Raw genomic sequence first — 16,793 nt, forward strand, 5'->3', positions numbered from 1 at the left:
TGATGGGAGAGAGGTGGCAAGCCGTCGACGACTATATCGCCGGCAAATTGCTGGGCGAAGACGACGCGCTTGCCACCACCCTCGCCAATAATTCGGCGCAAGGCCTGCCGCCGATCGACGTCTCGGCGGCGCAGGGCAAGGTGCTGTTCCTCCTGGCACAGATGGCCGGTGCGAAGCGCATCCTCGAAGTCGGGACGCTCGGCGGCTATTCGACGATCTGGCTGGCGCGAGCCTTGCCAGCGGACGGTGCCTTGGTGACGCTGGAGCTGGAAGCGCATCACGCCCGCGTGGCGCGCGACAATCTTGAGCGCGCTGGTGTCGGGGGCAGAGTAGATGTTCGCGTCGGCCCGGCCGCGGAAAGCCTCGCGGCGATGACCGGCGAGGCGCCGTTCGACTTCGTCTTTATCGACGCCGACAAGCCGAGCAACGCGCATTATGTCGCTGAGGCGATCCGGCTTGGCCGCCCCGGCACGACGATCGTCGTCGACAATGTCGTGCGCGAAGGCGGCGTGCTCGATGCCGACAGCGACGATGAACGGGTCGTCGGCACGCGCGCGCTGTTCGACATGCTCGCCGCCGATCCGAGGCTTGATGCGACGGCGGTGCAGACCGTCGGCGCAAAGAAATGGGACGGTTTTGTGCTGGCGTTGGTGCGCTAGCCTAAAGGCCGCCCGCGAAACGGAACGAGAAACGATAGTCCGACGGCTTGATCGTCGCGTTGGTCATCTTTTCAGGCCGTACCGATTCGAGCGCGAATTTGCCGTCGGCAAGCTGCGTCTCTTCGCCCAGCGTGACTTCGAACGGCTGCTTCTCGCCATTGCCGCGAAGCCACAGCATCTTCACGCGCACGCGCCCTGCCCACACGCAGCGGGCGTTCATCGGGCAGCGGCTATCCTCGATCACCTCGACTGGCTGGACGAGCGGACCATCGACATAGGCTTTTTGCCCGAGCGCGACGTCGCTGCCATCGGGGAGCGGCGCGCCGGCGGTCGTCGCGCAGGCGGAAAGCAGGAGAGCGGGGAGGGTGAGAGCCGCGAGGCGGGTGACGTTCTGCATTTGCCCGCGTCTGGCCCGGTCGCTATGAACGCGCCATGAAAACACCGACCTGCCAACTCTACCTCATTTCCCCGCTCGACGTCGGCGGCGATTTTCCCGTCCGGCTGGAGGAGGCGCTGTCCGCAGGCCCCGTCGCGGCCTTCCAGTTTCGCATCAAGAATGTCGACCAGCATGACGCGGCTCGGCTGGCGGAACCGTTGCAAGCGATCTGCGCCGCGCAGGAGGTCGCCTTCATCGTCAACGACGATGTCGCGCTCGCGAAGCGGCTGAAGGCCGACGGCGTGCATCTGGGGCAGGGCGATGGCGATCCCAGGGAAGCGCGCCGCCTGCTCGGTCCCGACGCGCAGATCGGCGTGACCTGCCACGACAGCCGCCATCTCGCGATGGACGCGGGCGAGGCGGGCGCCGATTATGTTGCGTTCGGCGCTTTTTTTCCGACGACCACCAAGGCGGTGGAGCATCACCCCGAACCCGAGATACTGACCTGGTGGCAGGGGTTGTTCGAGCTGCCGTGCGTCGCGATCGGCGGGATCACGACGGCCAATGCGAAGATTCTGGTCGACGCCGGGGCCGATTTCCTTGCCGTGTCGGGCGGTGTGTGGGGGCATCCCGAAGGCCCCGCGGCGGCCGTGCGCGCCTTTACCGATATCCTCGAAAATCAGCCGGCGGGATAATCGCGTCCCGGCGTTTTCGGTTCCTTTTTCGGCGCAGACGGCGCCCCCGCATCCTTGCGCCAGCCAAACAGGCCGGCGCAAGGCGCCCCGCGCGGCTTTGCTGCGGTGCCGCGAGGGAGCGGCGGGGTAAGTTCGGGATGCTCGATACTCATCATGGCGGTCGATATGGCACCGTTGCCACACGTCATATTGGATCGATGCGTCAAATCGGCGTCGGTTCGTCGCCTTTTCGCTTGCGCCGCGCGCTCTGGCCCGCAAGACAGCGGCCGGAGATAAATATATGAACGAAACCACCGCAGCGCCGACCTCGCGCGGCCGCGAACTGACGATACGTGCGATCCTGCTCGGCGGCCTGCTGACGTTGATGTTCACGGCCGCGAACGTCTATCTCGGGCTGAAGGTCGGGCTGACCTTCGCGACGTCGATCCCCGCGGCGGTGATCTCGATGGCGCTGCTGCGCTATATGGCGGGCTCGACGATCCTCGAGAATAATATCGTCCAGACGATCGCGAGCGCCGCGGGCACGCTGGCGGCGATCATCTTCGTGCTGCCGGGGCTTGTCATGGTCGGTTACTGGCAGGGCTTCCCGATGCTGGAAACCACCGCGATCACGATGCTCGGCGGGATTTTGGGCGTGCTCTTTTCCGTCCCGCTGCGCCGCGCGCTCGTTGTCGATTCGGATCTGCCCTATCCCGAAGGCCGCGCCGCCGCCGAAGTGCTGCAGGTCGGCGCGGCGAGCGTCGAGGGGGCGGAAGAGAATAAGGCGGGACTGTCGGCGCTGATGTGGAATTCGCTCGTCGCGGCGGGCTTCACGCTGCTCACGCAAATGAAGCTCGCGGGGGCCGAGGTCGCGCGCTGGTTCAGCGTCGGCGCCGGCGCGACGGGGGTCGCGGGCGGGCTCGCCTTTGCGCTGTTCGGCGTCGGCCACCTCGTCGGCCTGTCGGTCGGCATGGCGCAACTCGTCGGGTTGGTCACGGGCTGGTGGGTGCTGCTCCCGATCCTGACGCAGGGCGGGGCGGGGGACCCCGAGACGCTGGCGAACACGGTTTTCCGAGCCGATGTGCGCTTCTTCGGCGCCGGTGTCATCGCGGTCGCGGCGATCTGGACGCTTATAAGGATCGCCGGGCCGGTGCTCGGCGGCATTCGTTCGGCGATGGCGGCATCGCGGGCGCGGCAGGGCGGGCAGGCGCTGGCGATCGAGGAACAGGATATGTCGATCAGCTGGGTGTTCGGCGGCTCGCTGTTCCTGATGCTGCCGATCGGTATCCTGCTCTGGTCCGAGCTTTCGGGCGGGCCGCTGGCGGGCGCGTCGTTCGCGCTGATCGCGGGGGCGATCCTGTTCATCATCATCGTCGGGCTGATGATCGCCTCGGTCACCGGCTATATGGCGGGGCTTATCGGCGCGTCGAACTCGCCGGTGTCGGGGATCGGCATCCTTGCGATCATCGCGTCGTCGCTGCTCCTTCTCGGCCTGCTCGGGCGCGGCGGGGGAGAGGCTGAAATCGGCGCGATGGTCGCCTATGCGCTGATCGTCACGGGACTGGTGTTCGGTATCGCGACGATTTCGAACGACAATCTCCAGGATTTGAAGACCGGCCAGCTTGTCGGCGCGACGCCTTGGAAACAGCAGGTCGCGCTGATCATCGGCGTGATCTTCGGCTCGCTCATCGTCCCGCCAGTGCTCAATGTGCTCAACGAGACATTGGGCTTCGTCGGCGCGCCGGGGGCTGGTCCGAACGCGCTCGCGGCGCCGCAGGCGGGGCTGATCTCGTCGCTCGCGCAGGGCGTGCTTGGCGGCGACCTCAACTGGACGATGCTGGGCTATGGCGCGCTTGCCGGCGTCGGCTTCGTCATCGTCGATGCGTTGCTCGGCCGCGCCGGCAAGCTCAGGCTCCCCCCGCTCGCGATCGGCATCGGCATCTATCTGCCGATGGCGGTGATCCTGCCGGTGGTGATCGGCGCGGTCGGCGGATGGTTCTACGATCGCTGGGCGACAAAGCGCCCGAACGCGAGCTTTGCGCACCGCATGGGCGTGCTGACCGCGACGGGGATGATCGTCGGCGAAAGCCTGTTCGGCGTGCTCTATGCGGGGATCGTCGCGGGCAGCGGCAGCGACGCGCCGCTGGCCGTCGTCGGCGACGGCTATGCGCCCTATGCGCCGTGGGTCGGCCTGATCCTGTTCGCGGGCCTCGTCTGGTTGAGCTACAAGCGCACGCGCGCGATGGTGGTCGCGACGCCCTGACACGCGGCTTGCCCTTCGGCGCGCGCGCGGCTAAAGGCGCGCACTTGACAGCTGTGCCCGGCGGGCACCGCTTTGCTCTTTCCATCCTTGAACTGTGAGTGTGTGCGATGAAGATCACCGGCGTTGAAATCCGTCCCGGCAATATTATCGAATATGAAGGCGGCATCTGGAAGGTCACCAAGATCCAGCACACCCAGCCGGGCAAGGGCGGCGCCTATATGCAGGTCGAAGCCAAGAATCTGATCGACGGGCGCAAGCTCAACAACCGTTTCCGCAGTGCCGACACGGTCGAAAAGGTCCGCCTCGACACCAAGGATTTCCAGTTCCTCTATGCCGAGGGCGACGACCTGGTGTTCATGGACAAGGACAGCTTCGAACAGATCAACATCTCGAAGGATGTCGTCGGCGAGGCGCATGAATTCCTGCAGGACGGCATGGACGTCGTGCTCGAGCTTTGGGAAGAGCGCCCGATCTCGGTCGAGCTGCCCGAAACGATCGAAGCGACGATCGTCGAGGCCGACGCGGTGGTGAAGGGGCAGACGGCGTCGTCGTCGTACAAGCCCGCGATCCTCGACAATGGGGTGCGCGTGATGGTGCCGCCGCATATCACCAGCGGTACCCGCATCGTCGTGCATGTCTACGACCGCGAATATGTCCGCCGCGCGGACTGATTAGTTCCCCTCCCGCTTGCGGGAGGGCGGAGAAAAATTATGGCCGTATCTGGCATCATCACCGTCATGGAACGCGCCGCGCGCAAGGCCGGCACGAAGCTGCGCCGCGACTTCGGCGAGATCGAGCATTTGCAGGTTTCGCAAAAGGGGCCCGCGGATTTCGTTTCGAAGGCCGACCAGGCCGCCGAGCGCACGCTGTATGACGAGCTGACCCATGCGCGTCCGGGCTGGGGCTTCAAGATGGAAGAGGCGGGCGAGATCGAGGGCGATCCCGGCAAGCCGCGCTTCATCATCGACCCGCTCGACGGCACCTCGAACTTCCTGCACGCGATCCCGCATTTCGCGATCTCGATCGCGGTACAGGAACCCAAGCCCGGCGGCGGCTGGGGCGACGTCACGGCGGCACTCGTCTACCAGCCCGTTACCGACGAAAGCTATTGGGCCGAGCGCGGCCGCGGCGCGTGGCTGCACGACCGGCGTTTGCGTGTGGCGTCGCGCCGCCACCTCAACGAATGCCTGATCGCGACGGGCATCCCATATATGGGCCATGGCAATATGGCGCAGTGGAGCCGCATTTTCGGTGCGGTTGCGCCCGAAGTCGCCGGTATCCGCCGCTTCGGCGCCGCCAGCCTTGACCTCGCATGGGTCGCGGCGGGCCGTTACGACGGCTTCTGGGAAAGCGACCTGCAGGTCTGGGACGTCGCGGCGGGCATGCTGCTCGTGCGCGAAGCCGGCGGTTTCGTCAGCGATTTCCGCGGCGGCGACCGCGCGATCGATCGCAGCGAGTTCATCGCGGGCAGCGCCGCGGTGCACTCGAAGCTGCAGAAGCTGGTCGCGGGCGCGCTGCGGAACGCGTGAGAGCGCTTATTTCTTTTTGACGTCGTTCCCGTCGTTAAAGACGAAGGTATCGAAATTGGCCATAACGTCGGTCCAAATTTGTAGGTTTTCGATGAACTGCGCGCGCGGCATGCCTCCGGCATCGAGATAGATATCCATCTCGATGACCGGGTCATTCTCTTTATCGACATAGGTGCGGCCGTAGCGGTTCTTGGCGTTCCACTCGTTCGTCCGTTCGACGGGGAAGGGCTTGCCGATCGTGAAGCCCGTATAGAATTCGATGGAACTGCAGGGCCCCAGCTTTACCCCGCCGTCGCAGCCGAGAAAATAGATGGTGAAATTGCGCCCGCCACTGGCGGATTTGATATAGGTGGTGCCGTCCTTGTCGGCCTCAACCTTGGCGCGATAGCCCTCGTCGGACAGCAGCTTGGCGATTTGCCCGGCGTCTGCCTTGATCGGAATATCCGCGGTTGTCGCCTCCTGAAGCGCCGTCGTATTTTCTATGGCACCCTGCGCTGGTGCGGCAGGCGATACTGCAAGCATCGCCGCGACTAAAATTGTCTTCACGAATTCCCCCTTGTTCACCCATCATCCGGGCCGGCTGTCCCTATTTCTCGAAAACATAAGCCCGGAAGCTGTCCATCAGCGAGGCCCAGGTGTTGAAGGTCTCGCCGACATTTTCGCGCGGGATGCCCGCGAAATCGAGGTCGACGTCCATTTCCAGCACCGGGTCGCCGGCGTCGTCCTTATAGGCGCGCGCGAAACGCTTTTCCTTGTTCCACTGGTTGAGCCGTTCGAGCGTGACGTCCTTGGCGTCGCTGAATCCCATATAATATTGCAGCGTCTTGCACCGCTGGCCCGCATCGCAATTCATGAAGAGGACGAGGAATTTCAGGCCGGCCCGGTTGCTTTCGATATAGGGATCGTCGCCCTCCTTGACGACGATCGTCGCGGGCCAGCCCTGCGACTCGACGATCGCCTTGATCGTCTCCGGATTCGCCGCGTTGACCAGTTCGGCATGCGCCGGAGTCGCCAGCAAAAGCGCCAGCGGGGCAAAGGCGGCGGCGGCGCGAGCGGTGATTGGTCCCATATAAGCTCCCTTGGTCGATATTCAGGGTCCGTACCGCCCCGAAAAGCGCGGCACAGCGACCCTTTTTCGCTTGCGTATCACAGCGATAGGGGCGCTCGCCAGCGCGCATTATGCTTTTGGTCACGCGCGAAACGAAAATCCTGCCCGCGGTGCTTGCGACACGCGGCTTGGTGGCCTAAAGCGCCCCCCATAAACGGGTGCGAGACACCCCAAAACAACAGAACTGCGAGCTCCCATGGTCGATCTGACGCAATATTTGCCGATTCTGATCTTTCTTGTCGTCGCCGTCGGCCTGTCCTCCGCCTTCGTGTTCCTTCCGATGGGCGTCGCGCGGTTGACCGGGGCGCACAAGCCCGATCCGGCGAAGCTGACCGAATATGAATGCGGTTTTCCCGCTTTTGAAGATGCGCGCAGCCAGTTCGACGTGCGTTTCTACCTCGTCGCCATCCTTTTCATCATCTTCGACCTCGAAGCGGCCTTCCTCTTTCCCTGGGCGGTCAGCCTCGAGGAAATCGGCTGGGCCGGCTGGGCGACGATGATGGTTTTCCTCGCCGAACTGACCCTCGGCCTTGTTTATGCCTGGAAGAAAGGGGCGCTGGATTGGGAATGAGCAATTCGAGCATCCTGATGCCCGGCCAGATGCCGGTCGCGCCGGGGACCAACCCCGAGCTGTTTCCGGTGGCGCCGGGGACAAGCCCCGACGCGGGCTTTTTCGACGACCTCAACAGCGAGGTCGGCGACAAGGGCTTTCTCGTCACCTCGACCGAGGATCTGTTCAACTGGGCACGCACCGGCTCGCTCTGGTGGATGACTTTTGGCCTCGCGTGCTGTGCAGTCGAGATGATCCACGTCAACATGCCGCGTTACGACATGGAACGCTTCGGCGCCGCGCCGCGCGCGAGCCCGCGCCAGTCGGACGTGATGATCGTCGCGGGGACGTTGTGCAACAAGATGGCGCCCGCGCTGCGCCGGGTATACGACCAGATGTCGAACCCGAAATATGTCATCTCGATGGGCAGCTGTGCCAATGGTGGCGGCTATTATCACTATAGCTATTCGGTGGTGCGCGGCTGCGATCGCATCGTGCCGGTCGATATCTATGTCCCGGGCTGCCCGCCGACCGCCGAGGCTCTGCTTTATGGCGTGATGCAGTTGCAGCGGAAGATCCGCCGCATCGGGACGATCGAACGCTGATGGCCCATCCCGCTCCCCTCGTTGCGCCGCAGCCCTCGCTCGCGGCCGCGCTGAAGACGCTGCTCGGCACCGATCTGCTCGCGCACGTGTTCACCGTCGATGAAGACAGCATCACCGTCGATCGGAGCGCCGTCGCCGGCGTAATGGTCGCGCTGCGCGACAATCTCAAATATCAGCAGCTGATGGAAATCGCCGGGGTCGACTATCCCGAGCGGCCCGAGCGGTTCGAGGTCGTCTATCACCTGCTCAGCGTGACGAAGAACCATCGCCTGCGCGTGCGCGTGTCGACCGACGAGGCGACGCCGGTGCCGACGGTCGTGCCCGTGTGGCCGAACGCCGGCTGGCTCGAACGCGAAGTGTTCGACATGTATGGCGTGCTGTTCGCGGGCAATCCTGACCTTCGCCGCATCCTGACCGACTATGGTTTTCAGGGGCACCCGCAGCGCAAGGACTTCCCGCTGACCGGCTATACCGAACTGCGCTATTCGGAAGAAGACAAGCGTGTCGTGTACGAGCCGGTGAAACTGGCGCAGGATTTCCGCAACTTCGACTTCCTTTCGCCGTGGGAAGGCGCCGATTATGTGTTGCCGGGCGATGAAAAGGCCGGCGGGACGGGCGAAGCGCCGGGCAAGGGCGCGCCGACGCCGATGACCGCCAAGGAAGTAAAGGCATCCGACGACAAAGCGAAAGCCGCGCCGCCGCCGACCCCGAAGACGACCGAAAAGCCGGCGCAGACGGGGGCGGGCAACAAGGCGAACAAGGAAGCCGCGAAGCCGAGCAAGGACGGCGCGAAGGCCAAGGCGGACGGCGAGTCCAAGACGCCCGCCACCGCCAAGGCCGAGAAGGCGCCCGCCAAGGCGAAGGCCCCGGCCAAGCCGCGCACGCCGCGCAAGCCGAAAACAGGAGGTGACGCATGACCGACGCTCCCCAAATGGCTTCTGGAGCGGTCAAGCACCACGGCAGCGACATGTTCGAAGGCTATCCGGTCGACACCGCGAACACCGCGGGCGATCAGGCCGTCACCAATTACACCATCAACTTCGGCCCGCAGCACCCCGCGGCGCACGGCGTTTTGCGCATGGTGATGGAGCTCGACGGCGAGATCATCGAGCGCGTCGATCCGCACGTCGGTCTGCTCCATCGCGGCACTGAAAAGCTGATCGAATATAAGACCTATCTCCAGGCGTTGCCCTATTTCGACCGGCTGGATTATTGCTCGCCGCTCGGCATGGAGCACAGCTATGTGCTCGCGATCGAAAAGCTGCTCGACCTCGAAGTCCCGGCGCGCGCGCAATATCTGCGCGTGCTGTTCGCGGAGCTGACGCGCATCTGCAACCATATGCTCAACATCGGGTCGCACGTCATGGACGTCGGCGCGATGACCCCGAACCTGTGGGTGTTCGAACTGCGCGAGGATTGCCTCAATTTCTTCGAGCGCGCTTCGGGTGCGCGCATGCACAGCGCCTATTTCCGCCCCGGCGGTGTCCATCAGGATGTGCCCGAAAAGCTGCTCGTCGACATCGGCGAATGGGTCGAAACGCGCCTGCCCAAGCTGTTCGGCGACGCGATGAGCCTGGTCATCGACAACCGCATCTTCAAACAGCGCAACGTCGACATCGCGACGGTGAGCAAGGAAGACGCGCTGGCGTGGGGCTTCTCCGGCCCGATGATCCGCGGCAGCGGCATCGCATGGGATTTGCGCAAGTCGCAGCCCTATGACGCCTATGCTGCGATGGAATTCGACATTCCCGTCGGCACCCGCGGTGACTGCTACGACCGCTTCATGGTGCGCGTCGAGGAAGTCTATCAGTCGGCAAAGATCATCAAGCAGTGCCTGCGCGACATGCCGACCGGCCCGATCGCCAGCCTCGACCGCAAGGTCGTGCCGCCGAAGCGCGGCGAGATGAAGCAGTCGATGGAATCGCTGATCCATCATTTCAAGCTTTATACCGAGGGCTTCCACGTCCCCGCGGGCGAAGTTTACGTCGCGACCGAAAGCCCCAAGGGTGAGTTCGGCGTCTATCTGGTCAGCGACGGCACCAACAAGCCGTACCGCTGCAAGATCCGCCCGACGGCGTTCTCGCACCTGCAGGCGATGGACATGATGTCGAAGGGGCATATGCTCGCGGATACGACCGCGATCATCGGCGCCATCGATGTGGTGTTCGGGGAGTGTGATCGGTGATGCCTGGCGTGATTTCGTGGATCGACAGCGGTTATCGCGAAGGCGCTAAGCGATCCAACTCTGCGATGGGTCTGCTGCTTGCCCTGACTGGCCTTGTTGCACTCAGCGTGGACAGCGCAGTTTTGCGTATTTCTGCAATCGCTCTGGCGGTCTTTGTTTTTGCCTTGTTCGGATGGCGCATGGTTGTTGTCTTCCGGGAAATGGCAATGGCCGAAGATCGTAGGAAGAATATCAATGGCTGACGCACCCCAAATCCCCGACGAAGCCGAAACCCGCGCGCGCTGGGGCGCTTTTGCGTGGACGGCGGAAAATGCCGAGAAGGCGAAGGCGGTCCTCGCGCGCTACCCCGCGGGGCGCCAGCGTTCGGCGGTGATGCCTTTGCTCGATCTTGCGCAGCGCCAGGTTGGCGCCGAGACGCAGACGCAGGGCTGGCTGCCCGTGCCGGTGATCGAATATGTCGCGGCCCAGCTCGATATGCCGTTCATGCGCGCCTATGAGGTCGCGACCTTCTACACCATGTATAATCTCGTGCCCGTCGGCCGCTATCATGTGCAGGTGTGCGGCACGACGCCGTGCCTGCTGCGCGGGTCGGACGATGTGATGGCGGCGTGCAAGAACCGCGGCATGACCAAGGGCAAGACCACGCCCGACGGGCTGTTCACGCTGACCGAGGTCGAGTGCATGGGCACCTGCGCAAACGCGCCGATGGTCCAGATCAACGACGATAATTATGAAGACCTCGACTACGATAGCATGACGCGCATCCTCGACGCGCTCGCTGCCGGCGAGACGCCGAAGGCGGGGACGCAGAACCCCAAGCGCCACACGAGCGAGCCCGAAGGCGGCCCGACGACGCTGAAGGAAATGGTCAAGGCCAACCATGACTATCGGAAGGATTGGTAATGGCGGTCTGGATTGCATTGGGTTCCGCCTTCATCGGGATCGGCATCATATTCTTCGCTGCGACCATCGCCCGCCGCGACAACAAAAAGAAGGGTGAGTGAGGCCCGCCATGCTCGCTGACAAAGATCGCATCTTCACCAATCTCTACGGCTTCCAGCCGTGGAACCTCAAATCCGCGCAGGCGCGGGGCGATTGGGACAATACCAAGGATCTGATGAAGCGCGGCCAGGACGCGATCATCGAGGAGATCAAGGCGTCGGGCCTGCGCGGCCGCGGCGGCGCGGGTTTCCCCACGGGGCTCAAGTGGAGCTTCATGCCGAAGGAGCCGCGCGCCGACCGCCCGAGCTTCCTCGTCATCAACGCCGACGAATCCGAGCCCGGTTCGTGCAAGGACCGCGAAATCATCCGCCACGATCCGCACAAGCTGATCGAAGGCGCGCTGATCGCGGGCTTCGCGATGCGCGCGCGCGCGGCGTACATCTACATTCGCGGCGAGTTCATCCGCGAGGCCGAGACATTGTTCGCAGCCGTGCAGGAGGCGTATGACGCCGGTCTGCTCGGCAAGAATGCGGCGAAGTCGGGCTATGACTTCGACGTCTTCGTCCACCGCGGCGCCGGCGCCTATATCTGCGGCGAAGAAACCGCGATGATCGAAAGCCTCGAGGGCAAGAAGGGCCAGCCGCGCCTGAAACCGCCGTTCCCGGCGGGCGCGGGCCTCTATGGCTGCCCGACGACGGTCAACAATGTCGAGAGCATCGCGGTCGTCCCGACGATCCTGCGCCGCGGCGCGCCGTGGTTCGCGAGCTTTGGGCGCGAGAATAACAAGGGCACCAAGCTCTTCCAGATCTCGGGTCATGTCGAGCGCCCGTGCGTCGTCGAGGAAGAGATGGGCATCACCTTCCGCGAGCTGATCGACAAGCATTGCGGCGGCATCCGTGGCGGCTGGGACAATCTGCTCGCGGTGATCCCAGGCGGTTCGTCGGTTCCGCTCGTTCCCGCGGCCGAAATCATGGACGCGCCGATGGACTTCGACGGGCTGAAGGCCGTCGGTTCGGGTCTCGGCACTGCCGCCGCGATCGTGATGGACAAGTCGACCGACGTCGTTCAGGCGATCAGCCGCATCAGCTATTTCTACAAGCATGAAAGCTGCGGCCAGTGCACCCCGTGCCGCGAAGGCACCGGTTGGATGTGGCGCGTGATGGAACGGCTGCGCACCGGCGACGCCGACATCAGCGAGATCGACACGCTGTATGACGTGACCAAGCAGGTCGAAGGCCACACGATCTGTGCACTCGGCGATGCCGCGGCGTGGCCGATCCAGGGCCTGATCAAGCATTTCCGCCCCGAAATCGAACGCCGCATCCGCGAGAATGGCGGCGCGCTGGAGGCAGCCGAATAATGCCTAAAGTTACCGTAGATGGCGTAGAACTCGACGTGCCGCAGGGCGCGACCGTTCTGCAGGCGTGCGAGATGGCGGGGAAGGAAATTCCGCGCTTCTGCTACCATGAGCGTCTGAGCATCGCCGGCAATTGCCGCATGTGCCTCGTCGAAGTCGCACCGGGTCCGCCGAAGCCGCAGGCGTCGTGCGCGCTGCCGACCGCCGAGGGGCAGGTGATCAAGACCGACAGCCCGATGGTCAAGAAAGCGCGCGAAGGGGTGATGGAGTTTCTGCTCATCAACCACCCGCTCGACTGCCCGATTTGCGATCAGGGCGGCGAATGCGACCTGCAGGACCAGTCGGTCGCCTATGGCCGCGGCGCGACGCGCTATGACGAGAATAAGCGCGCGGTCACCGAGAAATATATGGGTCCGATCGTCAAGACGGTGATGACCCGCTGCATCCAGTGCACGCGCTGCGTCCGCTTTGCGGAGGAAGTCGCGGGCGTGGAAGATATCGGCGCGATTGGTCGCGGCGAAAATATGCAGATCACCTCCTATCTGGAACATGCGGTCGCGAGCGAGCTGTCGGGCAATATCGTCGACCTGTGCCCGGTCGGCGCGCTGACCAGCAAACCCTATGCGTTCGAAGCGCGGCCGTGGGAGCTTACCAAGACGCTGGGCATCGACATGATGGACGCGGTCGGCACCAATGTGCGTATCGACGCGCGCGGCCGTCAGGTATTGCGCGTGCTGCCGCGGATCAACGACGATGTGAACGAGGAATGGGCGAGCGACAAGACGCGCCACCATGTCGACGGCCTCGTCCGCCGCCGCCTCGACCAGCCCTATGTCCGCGTGAACGGCACGCTTCAGCCCGCCAGCTGGGCCGAAGCCTTTGCTGCGATCAAGGCGGTAAACGCCGGTTCGTCGGTCGCCGCGATTGCGGGCGACCTGGCCGATTGCGAGACGATGTTCGCGGCGAAATCACTGGTGACTGCGCTCGGCGGCAATCTGCTCGAAGGGCGTCAGACCGGGCTCGACTATGATGTCACCAGCCTGTCGGCGGTCAATTTCAACACGACCATTGCCGAGGCCGAAAACGCCGACGTGATCCTGCTCGTCGGCACCAACCTGCGCTGGGAAGCGCCGCTGATCAACACGCGCGTCCGCAAGGCGGTGTGGAAGAAGGGCGCGAAGGTCTTTGCCATCGGTCCCGAAACCGACCTGACGTACAAGACCGAATGGCTCGGGGACGATGCCCCGCTCGTCGCGAAGCTGCCCACGCATGTCCTCGACGCGCTGAAGGGTGCAGAGCGGCCGATGCTGATCTTTGGCGGCGGCGCTTTGTCGGTGCCCGGCGTCCACGGCGCGGGGCTTGCGCTCGCCAAGTCGGTGAACGCGGTCAAGGACGGCTGGAACGGCTATAATGTCGTGCATTTCTCGGCCGCGCGCATGGGCTCGCTCATGCTCGGCTACGGGCTGCCCGGCGGGATCAAGGACGTCATCGCGGCCAAACCGAAGCTCGCTTTCTTCCTTGGCGCCGACGAGGTCGATTTCGCGGCGCTGCCCGATACGTTCAAAGTCTATGTCGGCCATCATGGCGACAAGGGCGCGCATGCCGCCGATGTCATCCTGCCCGCCGCAGCCTGGACCGAAAAGGACTTCACCACGGTCAACACCGAGGGCCGCGTGCAGCGTAGCGAGAAAGCCGTGTTCGCACCCGGCGACGCGCGCGAGGACTGGAGCATTTTCCGCGCTTTGGCCGATACGCTCGGCGTGAATGTCGGCTTTGACAGCTTCGACCAGTGCCGCGCCGCGATGATCGCCGCAGTGCCCGCGCTCGGCGTCGAGGGTCTTGCCGATTATGGCTGGACGGTGCCGAAGCTCGCCCCCAAGCCAGAGGCGCGCGCGATCCCGTCGCCGATCAAGGATTTCTACCTCACCAACGCCATCTGCCGCGCGTCGCCGACGATGCAGCGCTGCTCGGAAGAGCTGATCCATGGCGTCGACTTTGCGGAGGCCGCGGAATGAATGGGAATCTACCCGAATGGGTACAGCGCTCACCGCGATTCTTTTATGCCGCTGCGGTGCTGATGTTCTTCGCCTATTTCGCGCTGGGCGTTGTTGAGATAAACGGTTTGAATACATCCTATTCCGATCAGTCAATGGTCCGTGTTGCCACGCTGCGGGTTCTCGCTGACGCGACGCGGGAAGCGATTTACGCTGTCGGAACCGGCGTACTGGTGCATGTTGCATTGGCTATCTGGGCGCGGATGCATTCCACTTTGGAGGCCGCGGAATGACCCCGGTGCATGCGATTGCCAGCGTGTTGCTGGTCGGGATGGGCTATTCGGTGTGGCGCGGGTTCAATCCGCGCAAGTCGGAAAAGCCGGGCCCGCATAATGGCTGGCGCAACCAGGACGGGGCGCGGAAATGACCGAGACCTTCATCTCCTGGGGCATGGACGCCGACTGGGCGTGGGGCGTCGCAACGATTTGCGGCATCCTGCTCATCGCGCTGCCGCTGATGCTCGCGGTCGCGATGATCATCTATGCCGACCGCAAGATCTGGGCGGCCATCGCGCTGCGCCGCGGGCCGAACGTCGTCGGCCCCTTTGGCCTGTTGCAGTCGTTCGCCGACGGGTTGAAAGTGTTCCTGCAGGAAACGATCATCCCCAGCGGGGCGAACCGCGGGCTGTTCCTGATCGCGCCGATCATCACCTTCACCGTCGCGCTGCTCGCCTGGGCGGTGATTCCGTTCAATTCGGGCGCTGTGCTCGCCGACATCAACGTCGGGCTGCTCTACATCCTCGCGATCTCGTCGCTCGGCGTCTATGGCGTGATCCTGTCGGGCTGGGCGTCGAACTCGAAATATCCCTTCTTCTCGGCGATGCGCGCGTCGGCGCAGATGATCAGCTATGAAGTCTCGATCGGCTTCATCCTGATCGGCGTCGTGCTCTTCGCCGACAGCTTCAACATGAACGAGATCGTCAAGGCGCAGCAGGGCCACGGGCTCGGCATCGTCAACGCCTTCGGCTTCAACCTGCTGCTCTTCCCGCTCGCGGTGATGTTCCTGATCTCGTCGCTCGCCGAAACCGCGCGTGCGCCGTTCGACCTGACTGAGGCGGAATCGGAACTCGTCGCGGGGTACCAGACCGAATATTCGTCGATGAGCTTCGCGCTCTTCTGGCTCGGCGAATATGCCAACGTCCTGCTGATGTGCACGCTCAACGCGGTGCTCTTCTGGGGCGGCTGGCTGCCCCCGATCGACTGGGCGCCGCTCTATGCCGTTCCCGGAATCATCTGGCTGTTCGCGAAGATCCTGTTCTTCTTCTTCGTCTTCAGCTGGGTCAAGGCGACCGTCCCGCGCTACCGCTATGACCAGCTGATGCGGCTAGGCTGGAAAATCTTCCTGCCGATTTCGCTTCTCTGGATCTTCCTGATCTCCGGCTATCTGATGCTGACGAGGTATGGGGGATGAGTATCCTTGTTCTCGCAATGTTGCAGGCGACCGCCCCTTCGGGGATGGCACAGGTCAGCGACTATGATTTCACCTGTCAGATTAATCGTGGCCAGGGGGCGACAGAGCGATTGGATGCTCGCGTTTCGGGTGGGCAGTTCGTGCTCGACAGCAAGGGCGAAATAATCGTCCGGGCTGCGGCGCCTCGAAAGGGGCAGCCCGAACAGACCCGCCGCGTCGTGTCATTCTCGCAAGATAGCACGAGTGAGCGCGTGGGTCGCTGGAATGGGATCGCAAGCCATTCCTATGCCGCTGGCGGGATGAGCAAAAAGACGATTGCTATGCGTTCGAGCGAAGTCGTCGATAAATTGACGAAACAGAACGATTGGGTGTCGCCTCACGGCACCGCTGAGGTAGTCGCGTCCGATCCGGCAGAGTATCAGTTCCGGTTTGAGATATATTCGAACGCGCCCGGCCTTTTGACGATCACCAAATCCGCGGGGTCGGCAACCGAATTTTACGGTGCCGGTTTCTGCGAAACCGAAGAGACGCCGCATCCTTCTGTCAAATTCCCTGCCGGGCAATCCGTAATAATAACCGAGGCCATCCAATGATCGCGCATCTGATCAAAAGCTTCACGCTGTGGGAGTTCGTCAAAGCCCATTGGCTGACGCTGAAGTATTTCTTCAAGCCGAAGGCGACGATCAACTATCCGTTCGAGAAGAACCCTCTGAGCCCGCGTTTCCGCGGCGAACATGCGCTGCGCCGTTATCCGAACGGCGAGGAACGCTGCATCGCGTGCAAGCTGTGCGAAGCGGTGTGCCCGGCGCAGGCGATCACGATCGAGGCCGAGCCGCGCGACGACGGCTCGCGCCGCACGACGCGCTACGACATCGACATGACCAAGTGCATCTATTGTGGCTTCTGTCAGGAAGCGTGCCCGGTCGATGCGGTGGTCGAGGGGCCGAACTTCGAATTCGCGACCGAAACGCGCGAGGAACTGCTCTATGACAAGGCCAAATTGCTCGCCAATGGCGACAAATGGGAACGCGCGATCGCGGCGAATCTTGCCGCCGACGCGCCCTATCGGTAAGGGCGCGCG

At 63.6% G+C, this 16,793-nt stretch carries 21 protein-coding genes; 18 read left to right on the plus strand and 3 right to left on the minus strand.

Annotated elements, in window-relative coordinates; translation table 11 throughout:
- Positions 1-2: 2 nt before the first annotated feature.
- Entirely contained in the window at positions 3-659 is a 657-nt protein-coding gene (locus HDC29_RS08220; RefSeq protein WP_179496094.1) for an O-methyltransferase, read from the plus strand.
- A 1-nt stretch (position 660) separates the two neighbouring features.
- Here the strand turns inward: HDC29_RS08220 and HDC29_RS08225 are convergent, their stop codons facing one another.
- On the minus strand, positions 661-1,056 hold the full coding sequence (locus HDC29_RS08225; RefSeq protein ID WP_257018112.1) for a hypothetical protein: 396 nt from the start codon (positions 1,054-1,056) through the stop codon (positions 661-663).
- 35 nt (positions 1,057-1,091) lie between these two features.
- Between HDC29_RS08225 and thiE the strand changes: the two genes are divergently transcribed.
- The 4 genes from thiE (at position 1,092) to HDC29_RS08245 (ending at position 5,501) form a co-directional block, all read left to right on the plus strand.
- Positions 1,092-1,730, plus strand: coding sequence for a thiamine phosphate synthase (thiE, locus tag HDC29_RS08230; protein WP_179496096.1), 639 nt, complete (start codon positions 1,092-1,094; stop codon positions 1,728-1,730).
- 280 nt (positions 1,731-2,010) lie between these two features.
- On the plus strand, positions 2,011-3,972 hold the full coding sequence (locus tag HDC29_RS08235) for an OPT family oligopeptide transporter (protein WP_179496098.1): 1,962 nt from the start codon (positions 2,011-2,013) through the stop codon (positions 3,970-3,972).
- A gap of 107 nt (positions 3,973-4,079) precedes the next feature.
- Positions 4,080-4,643, plus strand: a complete 564-nt coding sequence (gene efp, locus HDC29_RS08240; RefSeq protein ID WP_037553878.1) for an elongation factor P — start codon at positions 4,080-4,082, stop codon at positions 4,641-4,643.
- A gap of 39 nt (positions 4,644-4,682) precedes the next feature.
- Positions 4,683-5,501, plus strand: a complete 819-nt coding sequence (locus HDC29_RS08245) for an inositol monophosphatase family protein (RefSeq protein ID WP_167921041.1) — start codon at positions 4,683-4,685, stop codon at positions 5,499-5,501.
- 6 nt (positions 5,502-5,507) lie between these two features.
- Here HDC29_RS08245 and HDC29_RS08250 read toward each other — a convergent pair whose 3' ends face one another.
- Entirely contained in the window at positions 5,508-6,065 is a 558-nt protein-coding gene (locus HDC29_RS08250; RefSeq protein ID WP_179496100.1) for a YbjN domain-containing protein, read from the minus strand.
- Positions 6,066-6,087: 22 nt separating this feature from the next.
- On the minus strand, positions 6,088-6,570 hold the full coding sequence (locus HDC29_RS08255) for a YbjN domain-containing protein (RefSeq protein WP_179496102.1): 483 nt from the start codon (positions 6,568-6,570) through the stop codon (positions 6,088-6,090).
- A gap of 235 nt (positions 6,571-6,805) precedes the next feature.
- On the opposite strand from HDC29_RS08255, the gene HDC29_RS08260 reads away from it, so the two are divergent.
- The 13 genes from HDC29_RS08260 (at position 6,806) to nuoI (ending at position 16,784) form a co-directional block, all read left to right on the plus strand.
- Positions 6,806-7,180 carry an NADH-quinone oxidoreductase subunit A gene (locus tag HDC29_RS08260; RefSeq protein WP_179496104.1) on the plus strand — a complete coding sequence of 125 codons (375 nt, stop codon included), beginning with the start codon at positions 6,806-6,808 and terminating at the stop codon, positions 7,178-7,180.
- A 29-nt stretch (positions 7,181-7,209) separates the two neighbouring features.
- Positions 7,210-7,764: an NADH-quinone oxidoreductase subunit B family protein gene (locus tag HDC29_RS08265; protein WP_179497368.1), complete on the plus strand. Its 555-nt coding sequence runs from the start codon at positions 7,210-7,212 to the stop codon at positions 7,762-7,764.
- Positions 7,764-8,681, plus strand: coding sequence for an NADH-quinone oxidoreductase subunit C (locus HDC29_RS08270; protein ID WP_179496106.1), 918 nt, complete (start codon positions 7,764-7,766; stop codon positions 8,679-8,681). The genes HDC29_RS08265 and HDC29_RS08270 overlap by 1 nt, the downstream gene beginning before the upstream one ends.
- A 50-nt stretch (positions 8,682-8,731) precedes the next feature.
- Positions 8,732-9,949 (plus strand): NADH-quinone oxidoreductase subunit D, encoded by a 1,218-nt coding sequence (locus HDC29_RS08275; RefSeq protein ID WP_179497370.1) that lies wholly within the window; start codon positions 8,732-8,734, stop codon positions 9,947-9,949.
- Positions 9,949-10,191: a hypothetical protein gene (locus HDC29_RS08280; RefSeq protein WP_179496108.1), complete on the plus strand. Its 243-nt coding sequence runs from the start codon at positions 9,949-9,951 to the stop codon at positions 10,189-10,191. Before HDC29_RS08275 ends, HDC29_RS08280 begins: the two co-directional genes overlap by 1 nt.
- The gene (locus HDC29_RS08285; protein WP_179496109.1) at positions 10,184-10,852 is read left to right on the plus strand and encodes an NAD(P)H-dependent oxidoreductase subunit E; all 669 of its coding nucleotides are present in this window, start codon (positions 10,184-10,186) and stop codon (positions 10,850-10,852) included. The genes HDC29_RS08280 and HDC29_RS08285 overlap by 8 nt, the downstream gene beginning before the upstream one ends.
- Before the next feature lie 109 nt (positions 10,853-10,961).
- A complete protein-coding gene (gene nuoF, locus HDC29_RS08290; RefSeq protein ID WP_062180207.1) occupies positions 10,962-12,251 on the plus strand; it encodes an NADH-quinone oxidoreductase subunit NuoF in 1,290 nt (429 codons plus the stop codon).
- A complete protein-coding gene (gene nuoG / locus HDC29_RS08295) occupies positions 12,251-14,263 on the plus strand; it encodes an NADH-quinone oxidoreductase subunit NuoG (RefSeq protein ID WP_179496110.1) in 2,013 nt (670 codons plus the stop codon). Before nuoF ends, nuoG begins: the two co-directional genes overlap by 1 nt.
- Positions 14,260-14,535 (plus strand): hypothetical protein, encoded by a 276-nt coding sequence (locus HDC29_RS08300; protein WP_179496111.1) that lies wholly within the window; start codon positions 14,260-14,262, stop codon positions 14,533-14,535. Before nuoG ends, HDC29_RS08300 begins: the two co-directional genes overlap by 4 nt.
- Positions 14,532-14,669: a hypothetical protein gene (locus tag HDC29_RS08305; protein WP_179496112.1), complete on the plus strand. Its 138-nt coding sequence runs from the start codon at positions 14,532-14,534 to the stop codon at positions 14,667-14,669. Before HDC29_RS08300 ends, HDC29_RS08305 begins: the two co-directional genes overlap by 4 nt.
- Positions 14,666-15,712 carry an NADH-quinone oxidoreductase subunit NuoH gene (gene nuoH / locus HDC29_RS08310; RefSeq protein ID WP_179496113.1) on the plus strand — a complete coding sequence of 349 codons (1,047 nt, stop codon included), beginning with the start codon at positions 14,666-14,668 and terminating at the stop codon, positions 15,710-15,712. Before HDC29_RS08305 ends, nuoH begins: the two co-directional genes overlap by 4 nt.
- On the plus strand, positions 15,709-16,305 hold the full coding sequence (locus HDC29_RS08315) for a hypothetical protein (protein WP_179496114.1): 597 nt from the start codon (positions 15,709-15,711) through the stop codon (positions 16,303-16,305). The genes nuoH and HDC29_RS08315 overlap by 4 nt, the downstream gene beginning before the upstream one ends.
- Positions 16,302-16,784, plus strand: a complete 483-nt coding sequence (nuoI, locus tag HDC29_RS08320; protein WP_179496115.1) for an NADH-quinone oxidoreductase subunit NuoI — start codon at positions 16,302-16,304, stop codon at positions 16,782-16,784. The genes HDC29_RS08315 and nuoI overlap by 4 nt, the downstream gene beginning before the upstream one ends.
- Positions 16,785-16,793 lie beyond the last annotated feature (9 nt).

Origin of the sequence: Sphingopyxis sp. JAI108 (assembly GCF_013410105.1) — a bacterium.
Classification (GTDB): Bacteria; Pseudomonadota; Alphaproteobacteria; order Sphingomonadales; family Sphingomonadaceae; genus Sphingopyxis; species Sphingopyxis chilensis.